The following is a 23,852-nucleotide window of genomic DNA, read 5'->3' as shown; positions in this document are numbered from 1 at the left end:
TCAGGCGCCGACGTAAGCCGCCAGGTGCTCGCCGGTGAGCGTCGATCGGCCGGCGATCAGATCGGCGGGCGTGCCCTCGAACACGATCCGGCCGCCGTCGTGGCCGGCGCCGGGGCCCAGGTCCACGATCCAGTCGGCGTGCGCCATGACCGCCTGGTGGTGCTCGACCACGATCACCGACTTGCCGGAGTCGACGAGCCGGTCGAGGAGACCGAGCAACTGCTCCACGTCCGCCAGGTGCAGACCGGCGGTCGGCTCGTCCAGCACGTAGATCCCGCCCTTGTCGGCCATGTGGGTCGCCAGCTTGAGCCGCTGCCGCTCGCCGCCCGACAGCGTGGTCAGCGGCTGACCGAGGCTGAGGTAGCCCAGCCCGACGTCGGCGAGACGTCCGAGGATCCGGTGCGCGGCCGGCGTGTGCGCCTCCCCGGCCCCGAAGAACTCCTCCGCATCGGTCACCGACATCGCCAGCACCTCGCTGATGTCGCGGCCGCCGAGGTGGTGCTCCAGGACCGCCGCCTGGAACCGCTTCCCCTCGCACTCGTCACAGACGATGGCGACGCCCGCCATCATCGCCAGGTCGGTGTAGACGACCCCGGCGCCGTTGCAGTTCGGGCAGGCACCCTCCGAGTTGGCGCTGAACAGCGCCGGCTTCACGCCGTTGGCCTTGGCGAACGCCTTGCGGATCGGGTCGAGCAGGCCGGTGTACGTGGCCGGGTTGCTCCGGCGCGAACCGCGGATCGCGCCCTGGTCGATCGACACCACACCCTCGCCGGCGGGGATCGACCCGTGCACGAGCGAGCTCTTCCCGGAGCCGGCCACGCCGGTGACGACGGTCAGCACCCCGAGCGGGATGTCGACGTCGACGTCGCGCAGGTTGTGCGTCGTCGCGCCGCGGATCTCCAGCGTGCCGGTGGGCGTCCGTACCTCGTCCTTGACGGCGGCCCGGTCGTCGAAGTGGCGGCCGGTGACCGTGCCCGCGGTCCGCAGCTCCTCGACGCTGCCCTCGAAGCAGACCGTGCCGCCCGCCGCGCCCGCGCCGGGACCGAGGTCCACGACGTGGTCGGCGATCACGATGGTCTCCGGCTTGTGCTCGACGACCAGCACCGTGTTGCCCTTGTTCCGCAGCCGCAGCAGCAGGTCGTTCATCCGCTGGATGTCATGGGGGTGCAGGCCCGTCGTGGGCTCGTCGAAGACATAGGTGACATCGGTGAGCGAGGAGCCGAGATGGCGGACCATCTTGACGCGCTGTGCCTCGCCGCCCGACAGCGTGCCCGACGGGCGGTCGAGCGAGAGGTAACCGAGCCCGATCTCCACGAACGAGTCCAGGGTCCCGCGCAGGGTCGAGAGCAGCGGCGCCACCGACGGCTCGTCGAGGCCGCCCACCCATCCCGCCAGGTCGCTGATCTGCATCGCGCAGGCCTCGGCGATGTTGAGCTTGTCGATGCGCGAGGAGCGGGCCTCCGCGCTGAGCCTTGTACCGTCGCATTCGGGACAGGTGGTGAAGGTGACCGCCCGCTCCACGAACGCCCGGATGTGCGGCTGCATCGCCTCCTTGTCCTTGGACAGGAACGACTTCTGGATCTTGGGGATGAGCCCCTCGTAGGTGAGGTTCACGCCCTCGACCTTCACCTTGGTCGGCTCCCGGTAGAGGAAGTCCTGCATCTCCTTCTTGGTGTACTTGCGGATCGGCTTGTCCGGGTCGAGGAAGCCCGACTCGGCGTAGAGCCGCACGGTCCACCAGCTGTCCGACTTCCAGCCGGGGATGGTGAACGCCCCCTCGGAGATCGACTTGGAGTCGTCGTAGAGCTGGGCGAGGTCGATGTCGGAGACGCTGCCCCGGCCCTCGCAGCGCACGCACATGCCGCCCGTGCGGCTGAAGGTCGCCTTCACCGTCCTGGTGGCGGCGCCGCGCTCGACCGTGATCCCCCCGCTCGCCCGGACCGAGGGGACGTTGAAGGCGAAGGCGCCGGGCCCGCCGACGTACGGCTTTCCGAGGCGGCTGAAGAGGATGCGCAGCATCGCGTTGGCGTCGGTGACGGTGCCGACCGTGGAGCGGGGGTCGGCACCCAACCGCTGCTGGTCCACGATGATCGCGGTCGTCAGGCCGTCCAGTACGTCGACCTCGGGCCGCGCCGGCGTCGGCATGAAGCCCTGGACGAAGGCGCTGTACGTCTCGTTGATCAGCCGCTGCGACTCCGCCGCGATCGTGCCGAACACCAGCGAGCTCTTGCCCGAGCCGGAGACGCCCGTGAACACCGTCAGCCGTCGCTTGGGGATCTGGACGCTGACGTCCTTGAGGTTGTTCACGCGCGCGCCGTGCACGCTGATCAGGTCGTGGCTGTCGGCGTCGTGCGGCGCGGACGACCGCGTCCCCGTCCTCTTGGCCATGCTTATCGCGCTCCATCCGTCGATCGGGGCCGGGCGCCTCGTTCCCTGCCCGCGGGGCTCGCTGCCCGTGGACTTCACGCTACGGCGGGCGGGGCGGGTTTCGCTTCTCCGATCCTGATCGGTCGCGCGGGTCCTGATCGCGCGCGCGGGCACGCGGCCCGTCGGCTCCTCAGCCCGATGTGTACGGAAGTCGGCCACTACCCGTCGGTACCCGACCGGATCGTGTGTGGGTTTGATAGATGTGGGTGCTTCGGATGCGTGCTGGTTCGGCGGGAGGAAACGGTCATGGTGGAGCTGCCGGTTCCGAGAACACTCGTGTGCGGATACTGCGGGGCCGGGCCGGTCGACGGTGTGGCACGGACGATCGCGGCGGGCCCGGACTACCTGACGGTGACCTGGCACGCGGAGAGGTGCCCGCACTACGCGGCGGATCGGATCCTCGCGGAGGAACCGTCCTGACCGTCGCCGTCGCCGTCGCAGTCGCCGTCGTCGGTCCGCCGGCGGGTTCGCGCGGGCCCGGGGACCGCGCCGGTCGGCGGCTGCTCCGGGGCCGCACATGCGAGTGAATCGCACCTGGTCACCGGGCGTATGACGGCTGTAGCCGCAATGCGTGCGATGTGCCACCGTGGGGTCATGGAGGGGAATCGGCACGTACACGATCACCGTCAGGACCACCACCACCACGAGGGCTCGGGCTTCGGCCGGCGCCTGGCGCACCTGATCCGCCCGCACGGCCACGAGGCGGCCGACAGGATCGATCCGGCCATGGAGACCTCGCGCGACGGCATGCGCACGCTGTGGCTCTCCCTGCTCGTCCTCGCGGCGACCACCGTCGTCCAGGCCGTGATCGTGGCCCTGTCGGGATCGGTGGCCCTGCTCGGCGACACCGTCCACAACGCCACCGACGCCTTGACCGCCGTCCCGCTCGGCATCGCGTTCCTGCTCGGCAGGCGTGCCGCGAACCGGCGCTACACCTACGGCTACGGCCGGGCCGAGGATCTGGCCGGGATGCTCATCGTGGCGACCATCGCCGCGTCCGCGGCACTGGCCGCGTGGGCGGCCGTCGACCGGCTGCTGCACCCCCGCGACGTCACCCACCTGTGGGCGGTGGCCGCCGCCGCGCTCGTCGGGTTCGCCGGCAACGAATGGGTCGCCCGCCAACGCATCCGTACCGGCCGCAGGATCGGCTCCGCCGCCCTCGTCGCCGACGGCCTGCACGCCCGTACCGACGGCTTCACCTCCCTCGCGGTCCTCCTCGGCGCGGCCGGCTCCGCCGCCGGGTGGAAGGCCGCCGACCCCGTGATCGGGCTGCTGATCACCGTCGCGATCCTGTACGTGCTGCTCGGCGCCGCCCGGGAGGTGTTCCGGCGGCTCATGGACAGCGTCGACCCGGCACTGGTGGAGAGCGCGGAGTACGCCCTGCGCTCGGTCGGCGGCGTGCGGGGTGTCGGGCAGGTCCGAATGCGCTGGATCGGCCACGCCCTGCGCGCCGAGGCCGACATCGTCGTCGACGCGCACCTGACGGTGGTACAGGCCCACGAACTGGCCGAAGCCGCCGAGCACGCCCTGGTGCACGCCGTTCCGCGACTGATCGCCGCGACCGTCCACACCGACCACACGCCGGTCGGGGCGCGGCCGAGGGTTGCCTGAAGCGGCCTCCCGTCGTTGGGCACGTCGTGAACGACACGAGAAGAACCGTTCCGGCACCCTGGCCGGGCCTCAGCCCCCGAACCGGCGAGCACCCCCGCCCCTCGGGGACCCCCATCTACGACGCCGTCGTGCGCCAGTGGCGCGAACAGGGCCGGGAGATCCCGCGCCCACCGTCCCCACCGCGCCGCTGGGCACGGGTGGAGAGCGCCGACCTCTTCCTGCGCGACTAGGGCCTGACCTTCGGATCAGGCCCTGGTCGATCACGGGATCAGCCCTGCCGGGTCAGCACCCACAGGCGGTGGTCCCAGCCGATGTCCGCGAGGTCGCGGACCGACAGTCCGGCGCGCGCGACGAGTTCCGCGAACGCGGCTTCCGAGCGCACCCCGGAGCCGAACGCCGACGCCAGCCGCAACTGGTTGAGCGCCGCCTCGACGTCATCGGCGTCCGGCCCCTCGACCTGCTCCACCAGCAGCAGCGCGCCCCCGTCGGGAAGCGCGGCCGCGGTCTCCGCCAGGGTGAGCACGGCGTCCTCGTCGGGCAGCAGCTCCAGCAGCCGGCACACCAGTACCGTGCCGTCACCGGGGGGCACCGGTCCGGAGCGGGCGAGCAGGTCCACCCGGGGCAGCACGTCGGCGTCCAGCACCTGCTCCCGCACCACCCGCAGCGCCGACGGCTGCGCGGCGATCCGGGCCCGCAGTTCGGGGAACACCTTGAGCAGCGTGTTGACCACGGCCCCCGCGCCGTGCCCGGCGGCGGTCACCGATCCGACCGAGGACCAGTCGTACCCGCTGGCGACACCGGGCGCGATCCACAGCGCCTCGTCCTCGACCGCCTCGCGGGCCGAGCCGCCGAGGCGCTCGTCGTTGACCATCGCCTCGGCCAGCGGCAGGCCGGACAGGGTGCGGTAGCCGGCCTCGCCGCTCCACAGGGTCTCGGCGAGACCCGACAGCGACAGGTCGAGGGCGGCCTGCGCGCCGCGCAGGTCGTACTCGGCCAACGAGTGGTCGTCCTCGACGAGTTCCTCGCCGATCGGCGTCAGTCGGTATCCCTCGGAGTCGAGGGCGAACACGTCCAGCGAGACCAGGTAGGTCAGCAGGGCGGCCAGCGTGCGCGGCTGCGCGGACGTGCGCGCGGCGAGGGCGTCCGGCGTCCGGACCCCCTGGTAGACCAGGTCCACCAGGCCGAGCGTCACCGCCGCCCGGATGGCGAGGCCCGGTGCCAGGTCGGTCAGTTCGTGCAGGCGGTCGTGCGCGTCGTCCTCGTCCCGCGCCACCTGGCCGGCGACGACGGCCGGTTCGGTGCGCCTCCAGTACCCGGTGATGTGGGTCCGCTCCCGCGGCACCTGCCGGTCCACCGCGAGGTGGCGGCGGATGCCCTTCAGGGTCACGGCCTCGCCGGCCGCCCACACGAACGGAGTGCCCGGCAGCCACTCCATGCCCCGTACCGCCTGCTCCAGCAGGTCGGTACTCCCGGCGGGCGCACCCCCGCGCACCAGCCAGGTGATCTCGGCGTCGGCACGGGTCGGCAGTTCCTGGCGGTGGCTGTCCTCGCCGACCTCGACGAACACCCGGGCGCGGGTGCCCTCCGGCATCTCCTCCAGCCACCGGGCGATGGCGGGCAGGGCCGTCTCGTCACCGATCGCCAACAGCCAGTCGGCGCCCTCCGGATGACCGTGCGACATCTTCGGGCCGGCGATCCAGGTGACGTCGCCGGGCTTCGCCGCCTGCGCCCACGACGAGGCGACGCCGCCCGCGTGGTTCACGAAGTCGAAGTCGATCTCCCCGGCATCGGGGTCGAAACGCACCGGGGTGTAGTCCTTGGTGAGCGGCCTCGCGTCGGCGGGCCAGTCCAGACTGGAGACGTTCTGGCCCGGCAGCACCGGGTCCCCGCCCTCCTCCTCGGCGAAGAAGAACTTCACGTGGTCGTCGAAGCCCTCGGTGCGCAGCGCCGGCAACTCCAGGCCGTTCTTCCGGAAGGCGGCCAGCTGGGGCCCGCCCAGCGTCACCCGCCGCATGCCCGGGGTCACGTCCGCGACACGCAGCACGGTCAGCTCCCTGAGCACGATGGGGAAGGTGACGACCGGGCGGGGGTTGCGGCTGGACATGGGGAGAACTCCTCAGATGTGTGATCGGGGTCGGGCCGGTCGGCCCGCCGCCCGGGGGAGGCGGCGGGTCGACCTGTTCGGGTGTCGCCTACTGGCCGGCGACGGCCTTGGCGAGGAGCGGCGTCAGCTGCTCGACCGCCCACGGCGCGTTCAGCGCGTCCGGGTAGGCGATGGACGAGGCCAGGTTGTTGTCCGACGGGATGACCGCGAAGTGTTTGCCCTTCACGGAGTTCAGCGACTGGAAGAGCTTGTTGCCCTCCAGCTCCTTGGGGCTGATCACGCCGCGGTCACCGAAGGGGTAGGTGACGAGGAGGACGTCGGCGTCGAGCTGGTCGAGGTTCTCCAGGCTGACGGCGTTCTTGTCGGGGGCGTAGTTCTTGGCCTTGTCGGTCTTGGCGAAACCGAGCTTCTCGAAGACGCCCGGGTCCTGCGCCTGGTACGACATGAAGCTGATCTGCTCGGGGTGGACGACGGTGTACGTGTACGTCTTGCCCTTGAACTCCGGATGCGCGGCGGCCGCGTCGGCGGTGGCCTTCTCGTTGGCCGCGATGACCTCGTCGGCCTTGGTCTCCAGGCCCAGCGCCTTGGCGGCGGTCTTCAACCGCTCCTGCCAGGTCAGGGTGTCGGCCTGCGCCTTGTCGGTGTAGGTGACGACCGGGGCGATGGGGGACAGCTTCGCGTAGTCCTTGTCCATCTCCCACGTGTTCACGCCGAGGATGACGTCGGGGGCCTCGGCCGCGATGGCCTCGTAGGCGGTGCCGTCCGTGTCGTCGTACGTCTTGAGCTTGCCGGCGCCGAGCTTGTCGATGGCCCGCTGCTTGTACTCGGGGACCTTCCCGCCGTCCTCCACGTCCGGGGTGATCACCGGGACGATGCCGAGGGCCAGCGCGATGTCGGTGTCGCCGTCGGAGACGGTGGCCACCTTGAGGGGCTTCTTCTTGACCTCGGTGTTGCCCCAGGCGTTCTTGAGGGAGACCGGGAAGGCGCCCTTCGCGGCGTCGGCCGAGGCGGCGGCCGGCTTGTCCGCCTTGTCGGAGGAGCCGCCACCACAGGCGGTGAGCAGGCCGAGGCCGGCGGCGGTGGCCGTCAGGGCGGCCAGGGTGCGGTGTCTGTCGAGGAAGGACACGGGGACTGGTTCTCCTATGAGGTGGTGTGTCGGCCCAGGGGGAAGATCTGGGGCCGGCCGGAACGGGGATGGGGAACGACCAGACAGTCGAGACCGAAGACCTCGGCGACCGTCCGCTCGGTGAGGACCTCTTCGGGCGCGCCCTGGCACACGATCCGGCCGTCGCGCATGGCGACGATGGTCGAGGCGTACAGGGCGGCCTGGTTCAGGTCGTGGGACACCAGGACGATGGTCTTGTCGCTCTGCTCGTTGAGATCCGCGAGCAGGTCCATGACCTCGATCTGGTGCGCGATGTCGAGATAGGTGGTGGGCTCGTCCAGCAGCAGGGTGGGGGTCTCCTGGGCCAACGCCAGCGCGATCCACACCCGTTGGCGCTGACCGCCCGAGAGCTGGTCCACCGGCCGGGAGATCAGCTCGGCCGTGCCGGTGGCCGTCAACGACCGGGCGATGACCTCGTCGTCGGCGGCCGTGCGGCGCTGCCCGAACCGGTGGTGCGGGTGGCGGCCGCGCCAGACCAGGTCGCCCACGGTGATGCTCTCGGGGGCGATCGGGGACTGCGGCAGGATGCCGAGCCGGCGGGCCACCTCGCGGGTCGGCAGGGCGTGGATGTCGTTGCCGTCGAGCAGGACCGAGCCCGCGGCGACCGGCAGCAGGCGGGCCATGGACTTCAACAGGGTGGACTTGCCGCAGGCGTTGGGGCCGACCAGCACGGTGATCTTGCCGGGCTCGATGTCCAGGCTGAGGTTCTCGATGACCGGTGTGCGGTCGTACCCGGTGGTGATGGACCGGGCGGCCAACCCGGGGGGCGCCGTGGAACTCATGAACTTGCTCCTTGCCTGCGGCGGAGAATCAGCCAGACGAAGTAGGGGGCGCCGATCAGGGCGGTGAGGACGCCGGTGGGCACCGGGCTGATCAGCGGACCGTGCTGGGCCAGCACGTCGGACCCGAGGACGATCACCGCGCCGATGGGGGCGGCGAGCAGCAGCGCCCGATCCGCGCCGACCAGGCGCACGGCGATGGGACCGCTCACCAGCGAGACGAAACCGATGGGCCCGGTCACGCTGGTGGCCATGGCGGCCGCCGCCGCACCGAGCAGCAGGGCCGCCGTTCTGGCCGCCGACACCCGGGTGCCGAGTCCGGCCGCCAACTGGTCGCCCAGCGACATGGCGCCCAGGGCCCGACCCAGCGGCGCGGCGCACAGGGCGCACACGGCGAAGGCGACCGCGAGGGTGGTGACCCCGTCCCAGGTGACTCCGCTGACGCTGCCGACGAGCCAGCGCGTCACCTGGGCGATGCTGTGCTGACCGGCCATGGAGAACAGGTAGTTGACGTACGCGGTGCACACCGCCGCCATGCCGATGCCGATCAGCACCAGCCGGAAGGTGTCCACCCGGCCGCCGCGCCGGCTGAGCAACAGCACGGCGCCGACGAGGAGGAAGGACCCGGCGAGCGCCGCGCCCTCCACCCCGTAGGGGATCCCGGGTGCGAGGATCAGGACCGTGACGGCCCCGGCTCCCGCGCCGGCGGAGATGCCGACGATGTCCGGGGTGGCGAGCGGGTTGCGGATGAGCCGCTGGTAGAGCGCGCCGGAGAGCCCGAACAGGGCGCCGGCCAGCAGGGCCGCCAGCGCGCGCGGCATCCGGATGCGGTGGATCACGTAGTCGGCGAGGCCGGTGCGTTGACCGAACGCGGCGGGCAGCACGTCGGCCGCCGGGATGTTGCGCAACCCGCCGAGCAGGACGGAGGCCAGCAGTAGCCCGATCAGGACCGTGACGAGCACGGCGACCAGGAGGGCCGTGCGCCGGCGGGCGGCGCGGTGGGCACGGCGCAGCAGCGCGGCGGTGGCGGCGACCGACGACGCGCCGGGGGCCTCGTCCGGCCGGCCGGCCGGACTCTCGGGCCGCGCGTCGGCGGCCTTGGGGTCGGGGGCTTCGGCGCCGGCGGCCTTGGTGTCGGCGGTCTCGGTGTCGGGTGTCGACGCGGTCACCGCGGCCCGGGTCGGGGCGGCTTGTTGTCGGGGCACGGGCACGTCCTTCACATCCGGACCAGGTCGCGTCGGCGGGCCAGCCACACGAAGAACGGGGTGCCGACCACGGCCGTCATCACCGACACCTGGATCTCACCGTGATCGAGGACCAGCCGGCCCACGGTGTCGGCGCCGACCAGCAGCACGGCCCCGCAGAGCATCGACAGCGGCAGCGACCAGCGGTGGTCCGCGCCGACCAGCATCCGCGCGACGTGCGCGGCGACCAGTCCCACGAAGGCCACGGGTCCGACGGCCGCCGTCGCCGAGGCGCAGAGCAGGACGGCCACCGCCGCGCCGGCCAACTGGGCACGCTGGACACGCACACCGAGGCCCCGGGCCGTCTCCTCGCCGAGGCTGAGGGCGTTGAGGGTGCGGCCGAGCGGCAGTGCGAGCAGCAGGCCGATGACGGCGAACGGTGCGATCTCGCCCAGGACCTGGGAGCGACCGCTGAGTTGGCCGACCGACCAGAAGCGCAAGGAGGAGTACACGGCCTCGTCGCGGACGACGAGGAGGGTGACGATGGAGGCCAGTACGGCGGCGATGGCGACACCGGCCAGCACCAGCCCGAGGGTGGTGCTGCCCGCGTTGGTTCGCGTACCGATCAGGTAGACGAGGGCCGCGGAGACCGCCGAGCCGACGAGCGCCAGCCAGAAGAAGCCGCTCGCGTCGTTGACGTCGAGGAAGAGGATGCCGAGGACCACGAACATCGCGGCGCCCTGCTCCACGCCCAGGATGCCCGGATCGGAGAGCGGGTTCATCGTGAGTGCCTGCATCACGAGCCCGGAGGCGCCGAGCGAGGCGCCGACGGCCAGACCGAGCAGGGTGCGGGGGATGCGTTCCGTCCACAGGACGTCGTGGTTGTATCCGCCGCCCCCGGGGTGGAGCAGGATCTTGACGGTCTCCAGCGCCGAGATGTCGCGTGCGCCGTAGCCGACGCTCGCGATCACCACCGTCGCCAGAAGCAGGCCGGCGACGAGGGTCACCACCGTGCCGCGCGAGAAGCGGGTTCTCGCGGGCGCCGGCAGCGGCGCTGTCACCGGCGGGGCCGATTGACTCATGGGTGTTCCGGTACTCCTCATCCGTGCAACTGGTACTTAGGTTAGGCTTACCAAACTGCGGCTGGTCCAATCGTGAGGCCAAAACGCTCACAATCAGGGGTCAGGATTGGCTCCTGGTGGGACGCGGAGTGCCCTTGTGGTCGAAAAGGCCTTGTGCGGTGCCCGCTTGGGTGGGACGGCCGACACCGCGCACGACGAACGGGCCCACCCCCTGCGCGGGGTGGGCCCGTTCGTCGTGCGCGCCCCGCCGACGGGTGGGACCGTCGGCGGGGTGGCGGGTGGGGTCAGGCGGTGGCGGGGCTGGTGTGCCGGTCCTCGCCGCCCGTGCTGTCGGACGCGGGGGAGGCGGGCGGCGCGCCGGCGGTCGCCCGGGAGAGAATCAGTCGATCCACGGCGAGGGCGCCCGGGCCGGTGAAGACCAGCAGCAGGAAGGCCCAGCAGAACATCGCGGAGGACTCGCCGTTGTTCTGGATCGGCCAGAGGGCGTTCGGCTGGTGCGAGGTGAAGTAGGCGTAAGCCATCGAGCCCGAGGCGATGAAGGCGGCGCTGCGCGTGCCGATCCCGAACAGCACCAGCGTGCCGGCCACCAGCTGGATCACCGCCGCGTACCAGCCCGGCCAGGTGCCGACGGGCACCGTGCCGCCGCCATGGGCGCCACCGAGCACGCCGAACAGCGAGGCGGCGCCGTGGCAGGCGAACAGCAGGCCGGTGACGATCCGGAACAGGCCCAGCGCGTATGGCCGGGCGGTGGAGAGGTGGTCGTTCACGGTGACTCCTTCGGTTGGGGACGGGTCCCGAAGTGGGGCGGTGCGGGGGGTGTGCTGCGGTGCGCAATGAGTGCCAACGTAAGTAAGGCTCACCTAAGTTGGCAAGTTCCTGCCCGGTCCGTGAGACGGATTCTCAGCCGAGGTGCAACGCCAGGGCGGCAGCGTGGCCGGGGGGCGCGGGAAGATCGAGCACATGATGCCCGTCCGGCTGAGCCGGGACCAGGCCGGAACCCACATACGGCTGGGAGGCACCCCGCACGAGTCCCGTGCCGGCGGATTTCAACGCCGCCTCCTTGCGTGCCCAGCACCGGGCGAAGGCAGCGCCGCGTGCCCGCGCCGGCAGGCCGAGGAGTTCGGCCCGCTCCACGTCGTGCAGCGCGTCGACGGTGTCCCCGATCAGCGAGGCGTCGCGCTCCGGTTCCACGTCCACCCCGACCGGCACCGGCGCCAGGGCGACGAGTACCAGGTCACCGGCGTGCGAGAGCGAGAAGTGCACCGGCCGACCCGGCAGGTACGGGCGCCCGTGCGGCCCGCCGCAACCGGCGCAGGGTTCCCGCTCGATCAGCAACCGGCCCGGGGCCGCCCCGAGCCGCTCGCCGAGGAGCGCGCGCAGACACACGTGCGCGACCAGGAACCGGTCGGCGTCGTCGTCCCGACGGAGCCGGGCCGCCCTGGCTTGTTCCGTACGGTCCAGCTCGTGGCGGCGGGCCTCGGCGGCGCAGACGTTCTCGCTCACCGAGGTCACCCACACGCGGGCCTGACCGGGCAGGGTCACCGGCAGCGGAACCGGCCGGACCGGCGGGACGCGCGACATCGGGGCCGGCCGGACCGCGACACCCGGCCGTCGTGCCGCCGAGGCGTGCGGCAGCGGGCGCGGGCGGACCGGCCCCGTTCTCACCAGGCCTCGCAGACCCGGTCGGTCGTGGTGACGTACGCGCAGCGCCCGGCGGCCCATTCGAGTGCCATCCGGTGCTCCTGCGCCGAGAAGTCCGCCACCGCGTCCGCGACCACGAAGGCCTGCACGTCCTGCATCCACGCGTCGCACGCCGTCATCAACACGCCGATGTGGGCGTACACCCCGGTGATGACCAACTGGTCGCGACCGAGCGCCCGCAGCCGCTCCAGCAGGTCCGTACGGACGAACGCGCTGTACTTCCACTTGGTCAGCACCGTGTCACCGGGCCCGGGGGACACGGCCGAGGCGATGGCCTCCGCCTCCGGGTCGAGGGGCAGACCAGGCCCCCAGAAGTCCTGCTGGAGGCCCCGCTCCTCGGCGCTCTGGCCACCCTGCTGGGCCGTGTAGAAGATCGGTACGTCGGCCCGGATCGCCTCCTCGCGCAGCCGGGAAACCTGCCGGAGCAGTCCGGTGACGGGTTCGCTCGTGGTGTCGAACGAGGACAGGAAGTAGTTCTGCAGGTCGTGGACGAGCAGGACCGCGCGGTCCGGGTCGATCGACCAGTCCACCCGGTTGGCGGGCAGGTCGGCGGCGGTGGGCAGCGCGTAGGGGGCGATAGCGGGCAGGGCCATGGTGTTCCGTTCGGTGCGGGTTTCGGGGTGGGGTCGGGACGCGGGGGTCAGGAGACGCCGGGGTCGGCCGCCGCGCGCAGGTCCTTCTTGGAGACCTTGCCGACCCCGGTGGTGGGGAAGGCGGTCACGAACTCGACCCGATCGGGCACCTTGTAGGCCGCGAGACCGCGGGTGCGGACGAACTTCTTCACGGCCGGGCCCGTCACGGGCTCGGCGTCCGCCCGCAGGATCACGTAGGCGAGCGTCCGCTCACCCAGGTACGGGTCGGGCTCCGCGACCACGTTCGCGTCGTGCACGGCCGGGTGGGCGAGGAGGTGGTTCTCCACCTCCTCGGCCGCGATCTTCTCGCCGCCGCGGTTGATCTGGTCCTTGGCGCGCCCCTCCACGACCAGGTGGCCGGTCGGGGTGACCCGGACGATGTCACCGGTGCGGTAGAAGCCGTCGGCCGTGAACGAACGGGCGTTGTGCGTGGGTGCGTTCCAGTACCCGCGGATCGTGTAGGGGCCCCGGGTCAGCAGGTGACCGGTGGCGCCGGCCGGCACCTCCCGGTCCTCGTCGTCGACGACGCGGATCTCGTCGTCCGGGGAGATGGGACGGCCCTGGGTGGTGACGATCGTCTCCAACGGATCGTCCAGCCAGGTGTAGTTGACGAGCCCCTCCGCCATCCCGAACACCTGCTGAAGGGTGCAGCCGAGCGCCGGCGCGACCCGACGGGCCGCCTCCTCGCTGAACTTGGCGCCCCCCACCAACAACACGTCCAGGCTGCTCAGGTCGTACGGGGAGCGCGGCGCGGCCTCGGTCCACAACAGGGCCAGCGGCGGCACCAGACCGGTGATCGTCACCCCTTCCGACTCGATCAGCGGGAAGGCGACGTCCGGGACGGGCTGCGGGCTGAGCACCACCCGGGCGCCCGCGTACAGCGCACCGATCGAACCGGGCGAGGACAGCGGGAAGTTGTGGGCCGCGGGCAGGGCGACCAGGTACACGGAGTCCGCCGTCACCCCGCACAGCTCGTTGGACCCGCGTACCGAGTACAGGTAGTCGTCGTGGGTGCGCGGGATCAGCTTCGGAACGCCCGTGCTGCCGCCCGACAGTTGGAGGAAGGCCAGGTCCCGGGGCGCCGGCCGGCCGTGGACCGGCGGCTCCGGGTCCGGGTCGACGGGTACCTCGGACAGGGCGGTGAAGGCGCCCGGGTCGCCGCCCGTCACGAACACGTGCCGCAGCTCCGGGGCGTCCTCGCGTACCTGCGCCGCGAGTTCGCGGTAGTCGAAGCCGCCGTGCGTGGCCGGGATCACGTACGCCGCCGCTCCGGTGAAGGAGCAGAAGTAGCCGATCTCGGTCCGCCGGTGCGCGGGCAGCGCGAACACCGGGAGCGCGCCGATCCGGAAGAGCGCGAAGACGACCTCGAAGAACTCCGCCACGTTGGGGAGCTGGACGACGACCTTGTCCCCGGCGCCGATGCCCCGGGCGGTCAGCCCGGCCGCCATCCGGTCGGCCCGCAGGTCGAGTTCGCCGTACGTCCAGGTGCGACGGCCGCCGTCGGGGCCGCCGGTCGGGTCCACGATCGCGATCCGGTCGGGGTGCGCGGCGGCGCGCTCGCGCAGCATGCCGCCGAAGGTCTCCCCGCGCCACCAGCCGGCCGCGCGGTAGCGCTCGGCGAACTCGGCGGGCCAGGTGGGTGCCGCGGCGGTCACAGCGCCGCCCCCACGGCCTGGAGGAAGGTGCGGAACTTGGCCGCGGTCTCCGCGGTCTCCGAGGCGGGGTCCGAGGCCTCGACGACCCCGGCGCCCGCGAACAGCCGAAGGCGCCGCCCCTCGGCCTCGGCGCAGCGGATGGTGACGACCCATTCGCCGTCCCCGCTCGCGTCCTGCCAGCCGACCATGCCCGTGAAGAAGCCCCGATCGAAGGGCTCCGTCTCGCGGATGACCTCGCGCGCGATCCCGGTGGGCGTGCCGCAGACGGCGGGCGTGGGGTGGAGGGCCGAGGCGATCTCCAGCGCGGTCACGTCGGGGCGGGCCGGCCGCCCGGACACGGTGGTCGACAGGTGCCACATGGTGGCGGTACGGATCAGCGTGGGCCGCGCCGGGACGTCGAGGTCCGCGCAGTGCGGGGCCATGGCCCGGGCGACGGCGTCGACGACGACACCGTGCTCGTGCAGGTCCTTCGCCGACCGCAGGAGGGTCGCGGCCCGGAGCACGTCCTCGGCGAGGTCGTCGCTGCGCGGGGTGGACCCGGCCAGCGGATTGGCGACGACACGGTCCCCCCGGCGCGACACCAGCAGTTCCGGGCTGGCGCCCAGCAGGGTGCGTCCGGGGCCGGTCGGCAGCGCGAAGGTGTAGCCGCCGGGGTCGCGGCGGGCGAGGCGCCCGAGCATCGCCGGGAGGTCCAGGTCGCCGGCGGCGGCCAGTTCGAGGGAACGGGCGAGGACGACCTTGTCGAACTCGCCGCGCCCCATCCGCTCCACCGCCCGGGCCACGCCCTCGGCGTACACCTCGGCCGCGGGGACCTCGGTCACCGACCAGTCGGCGGCGGCCGGGGCGGTCGCCTCCAGCGCGACCAGGGGGTCCGTGCGCAGCGCGGGACCGCTGCGCACCCGCTGCGGGACGACCAGCGCGGCCGGTGCCTGCGGGTCGAAGGGGACGGCTCCCATCACCACGGCCCCGGAGTCCCCGGCCCGCGCCGCGTCGAGCAGCGCGGCGCGCACGTCGCCCGGCAGTCGGGAGGCGTCGGAGCGCAGTTCCTTCCTGACGCCGGAGGCGAGCAGGGTGCGGGTCGGTGTCGCGAGGAACCGGTCGCCGGCGCGGTAGGCGTCGAGCAGGCCGGTGGCGGCGCCCACGGCAGGGTGGGCGGGGGCGCTCGGTGCGGGGGGCGCGGCAAGTGGGTGGACCGTGGGCACGGGGACTCCTGGGAGGAGGATGGGCAGGCGGACGCGCGCCCGGGGCGGGCGGCTCGGGGGGCTGCGGGTGGGGGTGGGGCGGGAGGGGCCGGCGCGCGTCAGCGCAGGGTGGCCCCGCCGTCCACGTACAGGTCCTGCATGGTGATGTGGCGGGCCTGTTCGGAGCAGAGGAAGACCACGGCGTCGGCGACGTCCTGCGGGTCCGCGATCCGGGCCAGCGGGATCCCGGTGCGGTACGTCGCGAGGTCGCCTTCGAGGACCCTCCGGGGTGCCTCGTCGTCGGTCCACAGGGAACGCTGCATGGGAGTGTCGGTGGAGCCCGGTGCCACCACGTTGCAGCGGACCCCGTGGCGGGCGTACTCCAGTCCGACGCACTTGGTGAACATGACGGCGGCCGCCTTGGAGGCGGCGTAGGCGGCCATGCCGGTGCGGGGGATGCCCGCCGCGTTGGAGGCGACGGTGACGATGCTGCCCGTCCCGCGCGCGGCCATGCCCGGGGCCACGGCGCGCGAGGTGTGGAAGACGCCGGTGGTGTTCACGGCGAAGGTCAGCGACCAGTCCTCGTCGGTGAGTTCGGCGGCCGGCGCGGTGCGCAGCACGCCCGCGACGTTGACCAGGATGTCGATGGGGCCCAGGTCCCGTTCGATCCGGGCGACGCGCTCGTCGACGGCGTGCCGGTCGGTCACGTCGAGCTGGTAGGCGCGGGCGACGCCGGACTCCGTACCGGTTCCGGGAGTGGTGTCCCCGGTGTCCCGGTTGAGTTCGTCGACCCATGTGGTGACGGTCGGGCCGCGCAGATCGGTGGCGGCCACGGTGGCTCCCAGCGCGTGGAGCGAGCGGGCCACCGCCTCGCCTATGCCCTGGCCCGCGCCGGTCACCAGGGCCACTCGTCCGGCGAGTCGGGGTCTGCCGGGCACTCTGTCGGACATGTCATTCCCCCTTAGAATAAGGTAAGCCTAACCTAAGTGAATCGGTTCGCCTAGTCCGCCCCCGGCACGCCCCCTGCACGCGCCGGGCAGGCCCCGGGGGAGTGAACCACCCCCCGGGGCTTCACGGTTGGCCACGCCGCCGACGCCTGACCGCGTGACCGCGCGACCCGGGGCGGGTGGGAGCGGACCTCGGCCCGTCCCACCCGCCCCCCTCGTCACGCCCGGACGGGCAGGGCGGCCAGCGCCCGCGCCAGCACCGGCCCGACCCGCGCCGACACGGCCGGGGACATCAGCTCGTCGTGCGAGCAGTCCAGGACGTGCTCCACCAGTCGGCCGTCGAGGTACGGCGGCCAGACCCGGGCGGGCGCCTCGTCCGCCGGCGTCGTGCGGGCGGCCGTGAAGAACAGCACGTCACCCCGGAACCGGCGGGTCCGGCTGCGCGAGAGCAGCCGTACACAGTGCACGTTGGTGGAGACGATCGACTCCAACAGGTCCTCGTCGAAGCCGGCCAGCAGGCCCTGGCTGTCACGGATCGCGGCCACCGCCTCCGAACGGTCCACCGGCTCACCGTCCGCGGCCCCCTCCAGACCGGCCACCGACAGCAGGAACCCGCTCTCCTCCCGTTCCAGACGCTCCCGCCAGTCCGGGTCGTCCACGTACGACCAGTCCTCGGTCTCCGGCGGGTACGCGTCCAACAGGCCGAGGAACGCCACCGCCTCGCCGCGCTCCTGGAGCAGCGCACCGAGCGTCTGCGCGACGGTGCCACCGAAGGAGTAGCCCAGGAAGTGGTACGGCCCCTCGGGCTGCACCGTCCTGATCTCCGCCAGGTAGAGCTCGGCCAGTTCCGCGACGTCCGCGACGTCCGGCTGCGGGCCGGACAGCCCCGGCGACTGGAGGCCGTACACCGGCCGGTCCGCGTCCAGGTACCGCAGCAGGCCCGAGTACTGCCAACTGAACCCGGACGCCGGGTGGAAGCAGAACAGCGGCGCGGCCGTGCCCCGCTCCCGCAGCGGCATCAACACCCGCAGCGCGCCCTGACGGGCGTCCGAACCGATCCGGGCCGCGATGTCCGCCACCGTCGGCGCGGCCATCACCGAGGCCACCTGCACCGGCAGCCCGAGCGCGTCCCGGATCCTGCCGACCAGGCGCATCGCGAGCAGCGAATGCCCGCCCAGCTCGAAGAAGTTGTCCTCCACCCCGACCTGCTCCAGGCCGAGCACCTCCGCGAAGATCCCCGCCAGGAGTTCCTCACGCGCGTCCTTCGGCGGCCGGCCGACGCCCGCCTGCCCGAAGTCCGGTGCGGGCAGCGCAGCCCGGTCCACCTTGCCGTTCACCGTGAGCGGCATCGCGGCCAGCTCCACGAACGCCGACGGCACCATGTACTCCGGAAGGCTCCGCGCCAGGTGTGCCCGCAGCGCCGCCGCGTCACCGGCCGCCCCGGCCGACATCACCGTGTAGGCCACCAGCCGACGGACCCCGCCCGCACCCGTGTGCAGGGTCACGGCGGCGGCGGTCACGTCCGGCGCCGCCGCGACCGCCGACTCGATCTCCCCGAGCTCGATCCGGAAACCGCGGATCTTGATCTGGTCGTCCGCCCGACCGAGGTAGTCGATCGAGTCGTCGGCCCGCCACCGCACCAGGTCACCGGTGCGGTACATCAGCGTGCCCGGCTCACCGAACGGATCGGCCACGAACCGTTCCGCGGTCAGCGCCGGCCGCCCGAAGTAGCCGCGCGCCAGACCGGCACCGGCCAGGTACAGCTCGCCCGGCACCCCCGCCGGAACCGGCCGCAGGGCGCTGTCGAGCACATAGGCCCGGGTGTTGTGGATGGGCCGGCCCACGCACGAGCCGGCGCTGTCCGCCACGTCCGCGCCCAGCGCGTTGATCGTGTACTCGGTCGGGCCGTACAGGTTGTAGCCCATCGTGCCCTCGGTGCGCCTCAACAGCTCCCACAGGGAATCCGGCACGGCCTCGCCGCCCAACAGGAACAGCGTCGGCCGGTGCCGGTCGGGGCTCAGCAACCCCGCCTCGACGAGCTGCTGCCCGTACGAGGGGGTGACGTTGACGACGTCGATGCCCACCCGGTCGTAGTGCGCGGTCAACGCCGCCGGGTCCAGGCGCAGTTCCTCGCCGATCACGTGCACCTCGTGCCCGTCGACCAGCCAGAAGAACTCCTCCCACGACATGTCGAACGCGAAGGACACGGTGTGCGCCACCCGCATCCGGCGCCCGCCGGCCAGCGCCACCGCCGGAGCGAAGATCCGCTCCCGGTGGTTGAGCAGCATGTTCGTCAGACCCGCGTACGGCACGACGACACCCTTGGGGCGTCCCGTGGAACCGGACGTGTAGATGACGTACGCCGGGTGCCGGCCGTCGCGCACCCCGGTCAGCTCCGACTCCGCGAGCGGCGACGCCGCCAGCGCGGCCAGCTCCTCCCGCGTCCGCGGCGCGTCCAGCGTCAGCGCGGGAACGCCATCGACCACCGGTACCCGGTCCGCGACCGGGGCGGTCGTCACCAGGCACAGCGGGGCCGCGTCGGACACCATCGTGGCCAGCCGGTCCACCGGGTGGTCCAGGTCCAGCGGCAGGTACGCGGCGCCCGTCTTGAGCACGGCGAACAACGCCACGACGAAGTCCGCCGAACGCGGCAGACCGAGCGCGACCACCGTCTCCGGCCCCGCGCCCCGCGCGACCAGCAACCGGGCCAGCCGATTCGCGCGGGCGTCCAGTTCCGCGTAGGTCAGCCGCTCGTCCTCGAACACCAGGGCGGTGTCGTCCGGGGTGCGGGCGGCCTGCTCGGCGAACAGGTCGATCACCGTGGTGTCCGGGACCTCGTGGCCCATGTCGTCGCCCTTGGCGAGCAGCAGCGCCCGCTCCCCGGCCCCCAGCGTGGCCAGCCGGCCGACGGGGTGCGCACCGCCGTCCGAGAGCTGACCCACCAGCAGGGCCAGCCGGTCGGCGAGCAGCCGGGCGGCCGCCTCGTCGTACAGGTCCGGCCGGTAGGCCAGCGTCAGCTCCAGGGCCCGCCCCGGGGTCACCGCCAGGGTCAACGGGTAGTGCGTGCCGTCGACGCTGTGCGTCCACCCGATCTGGTGACGGGCCACCGCCTCCTCGCGGGCCGCGTCGTCCAGCGGGGTGTTGCGGAACACGTACAGGGTGTCGAAGAGCTGCCCGATGCCGCTGAGCCGCTGCACGGGGCCCAGGCCCACGTAGTGGTACGGCAGCAGCGCCGCGTGCTCGGCCTGTACGCGCACCAGCAGGTCCCGCAGCGGCTCGTCCGCCCGCAACGACACCCGGAACGGCAGCGTGTTCATGAACATGCCGATCATCTGATCGACCCCGGCGATGTCCGCCGGACGGCCCGAGACCGTCGCCCCGAACACCACGTCGTCGCGGCCCGTCATCTGCGCCAACGACAGCGCCCACGCCGTGCTCAGCACCGTGTTCAAGGTGATGCCGCAGCCCCGGGCGAACGCCCGCAGCCGGTCACTGGTCTCCTCGTCCAGCGACAGGTCCACCACCTCCGCGGTCACCGGTTGACGGGCCGGGTCCGCGGGCGCGACCAGCGTGCCCTGGTCCAGCCCCGCCAGATGGGACCGCCAGGCCCCGGCCGCCTCCTCGGTGTCGACGGCGGCCAGCCAGCGCAGGTAGTCCCGGTACGGGGTCACCGGTGCCAACGCCTCCTCCGCGCCACCGTTGCCGTACAGGGCGAACAGCTCCTCGAAGAACAGCGACTCCGACCAGCCGTCGGTCAGGATGTGGTGCTGGGTCACGCACAGCACCCACCGCGTCGCGGAGAAGCGGATGAGCGTCACCCGCAGCAACGGCGGCGCGGCCAGGTCGAAGCGGGTCGCCGCGTCGGCGAGCGAGAACTCCCGCAGCGCCGCCTCCTGGGCATCCGCGTCGAGATCGCCGAGGTCCAGCTCACGCCAGGGCAGCTCCCAGGCGGAAGGCACCACCTGCACCGGACCTTCCAGGCCCTCGTGCCAGAACCCGGACCGAAGGTTCGGGTGACGCCGCAGCATCGTCTCGAAGGCCCCCCGCAGCGCGGTCGTGTCCACCTCGTGCAGCAGCTCCACGAAGTTCTGCATCAGATACACGTCGAGAGCGCGATCGTCGTACACCGCGTGGAAGTACAGGCCCTCCTGGAGCGGCGCCAACGGCAGGATCTCCTCGGCCGACGGGAACGCCGCGGCCACCAGGCGCCGCTGCTCCTCGCCGAGTTCCACCAGCGGGCCGTCGGCGGCCAGGTATCCGCCCTGCCCGTCGCCCGCCGCGCCGGCGGCGGCCGCCATCCGGGCCACCGTGCGGTGCTCGAACACATCGCGCGGGGTCAGGACGAGGCCCTCCTTGCGGGCCCGGGTGACCAACTGGATCGAGACGATGCTGTCGCCGCCCAGCGCGAAGAAGTCGTCGTCGATCCCCGCCGACCTCAACCCCAGGACGTCGACGAACACCGCGCACAGCGCACGCTCGCGGTCGTCGCGCGGGGCCCTGGAGTCCTCGGCGCCGCCGAGCGTGGGCGACGGGAGCGCGGAGCGGTCCAGCTTCCCGCTGACGTTCACCGGCAGGACGTCCAGCACCACGATCGCCGCCGGCACCAGATAGTCCGGCAGCCGGGCCGCGAGGAGTTCACGGGCGCGCGCCGGATCCACCCGCCCGGTCACGTAGCCGACGAGGCGCTTGACCCCGGGAGTGTCCTCCCGCACCACGGCCGCTGCGGTCGCCACCTCCTCCAGGGCGCTGAGCGCCGCCTCCACCTCACCGAGCTCGATCCGATAGCCGCGGATCTTGACCTGGTCGTCGGCCCGACCCAGGAACTCCAACTCGCCGTCCGGCCGCAACCGCACCAGGTCACCCGTCCGGTACATGCGGGACCCGGCGGGCCCGTACGGGTCGGCGACGAAGCGCCCGGCCGTCAGGCCCGGCCGGCCGAGGTAGCCGCGCGCGGTGCCGTGCCCCGCGAGGTACAGCTCGCCGGGGGTGCCCGCCGGAGCGGGACGCAGCGCCGAGTCCAGCACGTACGCGGCGGTGTTGCCGATGGGGCGGCCCACGATCGGGGTCGCCGACACCGACAGGTCGGCGGCCAGCGCGTCCACCGTGTACTCGGTGGGACCGTACAGGTTCACGGACATCACCCCGGAGGCCGCGCGGACCTCCGTCCACAAGGCCTCCGGCACGGCCTCGCCGCCCAGCAACAGCAGCCCGGGCCGGTGCCGGCCGTCATCGAGTAGACCCCACTCCAACAGGGCCTGCGCGTAGGTCGGCGTCACGTCCATCGCGTCGATCCGCTGCTCGCGCACATAGCCGACGGTGAACTCCGCGTCCCGCCGGCCCGTCTCGTCGAGGACGTGCAGCTCGTGGCCCGCGATCAGCCAGAACAACTGCTCCCAGGACGTGTCGAAACTGAACGACGCGGTGTGCAGGGCACGCAACCGTCTCCCGCCGGCGGCGCCCACGGCCGGCCCGAACACCTCCGTCAGGTGGTTGGCGTACAGGTTCGCCAGCCCGCCGCCGGTCAACACCACGCCCTTGGGCACGCCCGTGGAGCCCGAGGTGTAGATGACGTACGCGGGATGCTCGGCGTCCACCGGCGGGCCGGTGAACCCGGGCTCGCGGGAGGCGAGTTCCGCACGGATCTCCGGCGCGTCCAGCACGATCCGCTCCGGACCGCCCGGCACGGCCGCGGGCAGCGACGCCGTCGCCGCGCCCCCGGTCACCACACACGCCGGCCCGGCGTCCCCGAGCATCAACGCGAGCCGATCGGCCGGATAGTCCAGGTCCATCGGCAGGTACGCCGCACCCGCCTTGAGCACCGCCAGGATCGCCACGACGGACTCCGCCGACCGGGGCAGCGCCAACGCCACCACCGACTCCGGGCCCACCCCGCGCGCCGCCAGCAGCGCCGCCAACCGACCCGCCCGGTCGTCCAACTCCGCGAACGTCAACCGCTCCGCACCCGCGACCACCGCGCACGCGTCGGGCGTCGCCGCCACCTGCTCGGCGAACCGATCGGCGACCGTGCCCGCCGGCACGTCACGGACCCGGCCGCGCCAACCCTCCCGCAACCGGACCCGCTCACCCGGGGTGACCGGGTCCAGGGTGCCCACCGGCGCCTGCGGCGCCGTCGTGAGCTGCTCCAACAGACCCGCCAGCCGCTCCGCGATCACCGCCGCGGCCCGCGCGTCGAACAGGTCGGGCCGGTACTCCAGGGCCAGTTCGGCCCGTTCCTCCAGCGACACCGCGAGCGTCAGCGGATAGTGCGTGGCGTCCCGCGCCGACACGTCCGCGACCCGCACCCCGTCGGACAGGGCCGGCTTCGCCGACGGGTCCACCGGATAGTTCTCGATCACCACCAGCGTGTCGAACAGCTCGCCGCCGCCCGCCTGCTTCTGGATCCGGCGCAGCCCCAGGTGGTGGTGGGCCAGCAGCCCGTTCTGCTCGTCCCGGAACCGGCGCAGCAGATCGGCCCCGCTCTCCCACGGCCGCGCCGCGAGACGGACGGGGACGGTGGTGATGAACAGACCCACCATCGACTCGACACCCGGTATCTCCTCGGGCCGCCCCGCGACCGTCAGCCCGAACACCACGTCCCGGCGACCCGTCAACGAGCCCAGCAGCAGACCCCACGCCGCCTGGATCACGGTGCTCGGCGTGGTCCCCATGCGCCGCGCGGCCGCCGTCAGCCCGGCCGTCGCACGCTCCGACAACTCCAGCCGGTGCACGCCCGGCCGCACCGCCGTCCGCGACGGGTCGGCCGGCGCCACCAACGTGGCATCCTCCAGCCCCGCGAGCGCGGTGCGCCAGGCCCCCTCGGCGGCCGGCGCGTCCTGCTGCTTGAGCCAGCGCAGGTACTCCTTGTACGGGCGCACCGAGGGCAGCGCGGCCAGGTCGCCGTCGTTGTCGTACAGGGCGAGCAGATCACCGACGAGCAGCGGCATCGACCAGCCGTCGACCAGGATGTGGTGCACCGTGACGATGAGCAGGTGGTCGTTCGGGCCCCGCCGGGCCAGCGTCAGGCGCAGCAGCGGCGGGCGGTGCAGAGCGAAGCGGTGGTTGAGCTCGGACCGCTCCACCCGGCGCACCGCCGACGCGGAGGGGTCGTCGCTCAGGTCCACCCGGTTCAGGGCGAAGGTCACCTCGGCCGGTACGAACTGCACCGGCTGGGGAACGCCCTCGTGCCAGAACCCGGCCCGCAGATTGGGGTGGCGGCGCAGCAGCGCGGCCCCGGCCCGCTCCAGCCGGTCCGCGTCGACCGGGCCGGCGAGGGTGACGGTGACCTGCACGGTGTAGACGTCGGGCGCGCTCTGGTCGTACACGGAATGGAACAGCATGCCCTGCTGCAAGGGGGACAGCGGAAGCATGTCCTCGATTCGCGCCT

General features: G+C 72.8%; 15 protein-coding genes. 2 read left to right on the top strand and 13 right to left on the bottom strand.

Annotated elements, in window-relative coordinates; translation table 11 throughout:
• Positions 1-2,394 (bottom strand): excinuclease ABC subunit UvrA, encoded by a 2,394-nt coding sequence (locus tag OHA84_RS04415; protein ID WP_199826631.1) that lies wholly within the window; start codon positions 2,392-2,394, stop codon positions 1-3.
• Positions 2,395-2,673: 279 nt separating this feature from the next.
• Between OHA84_RS04415 and OHA84_RS04410 the strand changes: the two genes are divergently transcribed.
• Complete coding sequence (locus OHA84_RS04410; RefSeq protein WP_266973242.1) at positions 2,674-2,847, top strand: hypothetical protein; 174 nt, start codon at positions 2,674-2,676, stop codon at positions 2,845-2,847.
• 174 nt (positions 2,848-3,021) lie between these two features.
• Entirely contained in the window at positions 3,022-4,038 is a 1,017-nt protein-coding gene (locus OHA84_RS04405) for a cation diffusion facilitator family transporter (protein WP_266973244.1), read from the top strand.
• Between the two features lie 268 nt (positions 4,039-4,306).
• Here the strand turns inward: OHA84_RS04405 and OHA84_RS04400 are convergent, their stop codons facing one another.
• The 12 genes from OHA84_RS04400 to OHA84_RS04345 form a co-directional block, all read right to left on the bottom strand.
• Positions 4,307-6,142, bottom strand: a complete 1,836-nt coding sequence (locus OHA84_RS04400) for a siderophore-interacting protein (RefSeq protein WP_266973245.1) — start codon at positions 6,140-6,142, stop codon at positions 4,307-4,309.
• Between the two features lie 88 nt (positions 6,143-6,230).
• Positions 6,231-7,268 (bottom strand): ABC transporter substrate-binding protein, encoded by a 1,038-nt coding sequence (locus OHA84_RS04395; protein ID WP_266973246.1) that lies wholly within the window; start codon positions 7,266-7,268, stop codon positions 6,231-6,233.
• 14 nt (positions 7,269-7,282) lie between these two features.
• Complete coding sequence (locus OHA84_RS04390) at positions 7,283-8,089, bottom strand: ABC transporter ATP-binding protein (RefSeq protein WP_053682384.1); 807 nt, start codon at positions 8,087-8,089, stop codon at positions 7,283-7,285.
• Positions 8,086-9,291, bottom strand: a complete 1,206-nt coding sequence (locus tag OHA84_RS04385; RefSeq protein ID WP_266973247.1) for an iron chelate uptake ABC transporter family permease subunit — start codon at positions 9,289-9,291, stop codon at positions 8,086-8,088. Before OHA84_RS04385 ends, OHA84_RS04390 begins: the two co-directional genes overlap by 4 nt.
• Before the next feature lie 11 nt (positions 9,292-9,302).
• The gene (locus OHA84_RS04380) at positions 9,303-10,352 is read right to left on the bottom strand and encodes an iron ABC transporter permease (protein WP_266973248.1); all 1,050 of its coding nucleotides are present in this window, start codon (positions 10,350-10,352) and stop codon (positions 9,303-9,305) included.
• Between the two features lie 284 nt (positions 10,353-10,636).
• The gene (locus OHA84_RS04375) at positions 10,637-11,119 is read right to left on the bottom strand and encodes a DoxX family protein (RefSeq protein WP_266973249.1); all 483 of its coding nucleotides are present in this window, start codon (positions 11,117-11,119) and stop codon (positions 10,637-10,639) included.
• A 133-nt stretch (positions 11,120-11,252) separates the two neighbouring features.
• Positions 11,253-11,855 (bottom strand): 4'-phosphopantetheinyl transferase superfamily protein, encoded by a 603-nt coding sequence (locus OHA84_RS04370; RefSeq protein WP_266973250.1) that lies wholly within the window; start codon positions 11,853-11,855, stop codon positions 11,253-11,255.
• Between the two features lie 158 nt (positions 11,856-12,013).
• Positions 12,014-12,646, bottom strand: a complete 633-nt coding sequence (locus OHA84_RS04365; RefSeq protein ID WP_266973251.1) for an isochorismatase family protein — start codon at positions 12,644-12,646, stop codon at positions 12,014-12,016.
• Positions 12,647-12,693: 47 nt separating this feature from the next.
• Complete coding sequence (locus tag OHA84_RS04360; RefSeq protein ID WP_266973252.1) at positions 12,694-14,340, bottom strand: (2,3-dihydroxybenzoyl)adenylate synthase; 1,647 nt, start codon at positions 14,338-14,340, stop codon at positions 12,694-12,696.
• Positions 14,337-15,542 (bottom strand): isochorismate synthase, encoded by a 1,206-nt coding sequence (locus tag OHA84_RS04355; protein WP_266973253.1) that lies wholly within the window; start codon positions 15,540-15,542, stop codon positions 14,337-14,339. Before OHA84_RS04355 ends, OHA84_RS04360 begins: the two co-directional genes overlap by 4 nt.
• Positions 15,543-15,640: 98 nt before the next feature.
• The gene (locus OHA84_RS04350) at positions 15,641-16,471 is read right to left on the bottom strand and encodes a 2,3-dihydro-2,3-dihydroxybenzoate dehydrogenase (RefSeq protein WP_266973254.1); all 831 of its coding nucleotides are present in this window, start codon (positions 16,469-16,471) and stop codon (positions 15,641-15,643) included.
• Between the two features lie 215 nt (positions 16,472-16,686).
• Positions 16,687-23,835, bottom strand: a complete 7,149-nt coding sequence (locus OHA84_RS04345; RefSeq protein WP_371591575.1) for an amino acid adenylation domain-containing protein — start codon at positions 23,833-23,835, stop codon at positions 16,687-16,689.
• Positions 23,836-23,852 lie beyond the last annotated feature (17 nt).

This window comes from Streptomyces sp. NBC_00513, assembly GCF_041431415.1.
GTDB lineage: Bacteria > Actinomycetota > Actinomycetes > Streptomycetales > Streptomycetaceae > Streptomyces.
The sequence above is the reverse complement of the archived record's forward strand: the minus strand, read 5'-3'. Positions and strand labels throughout refer to the sequence as shown.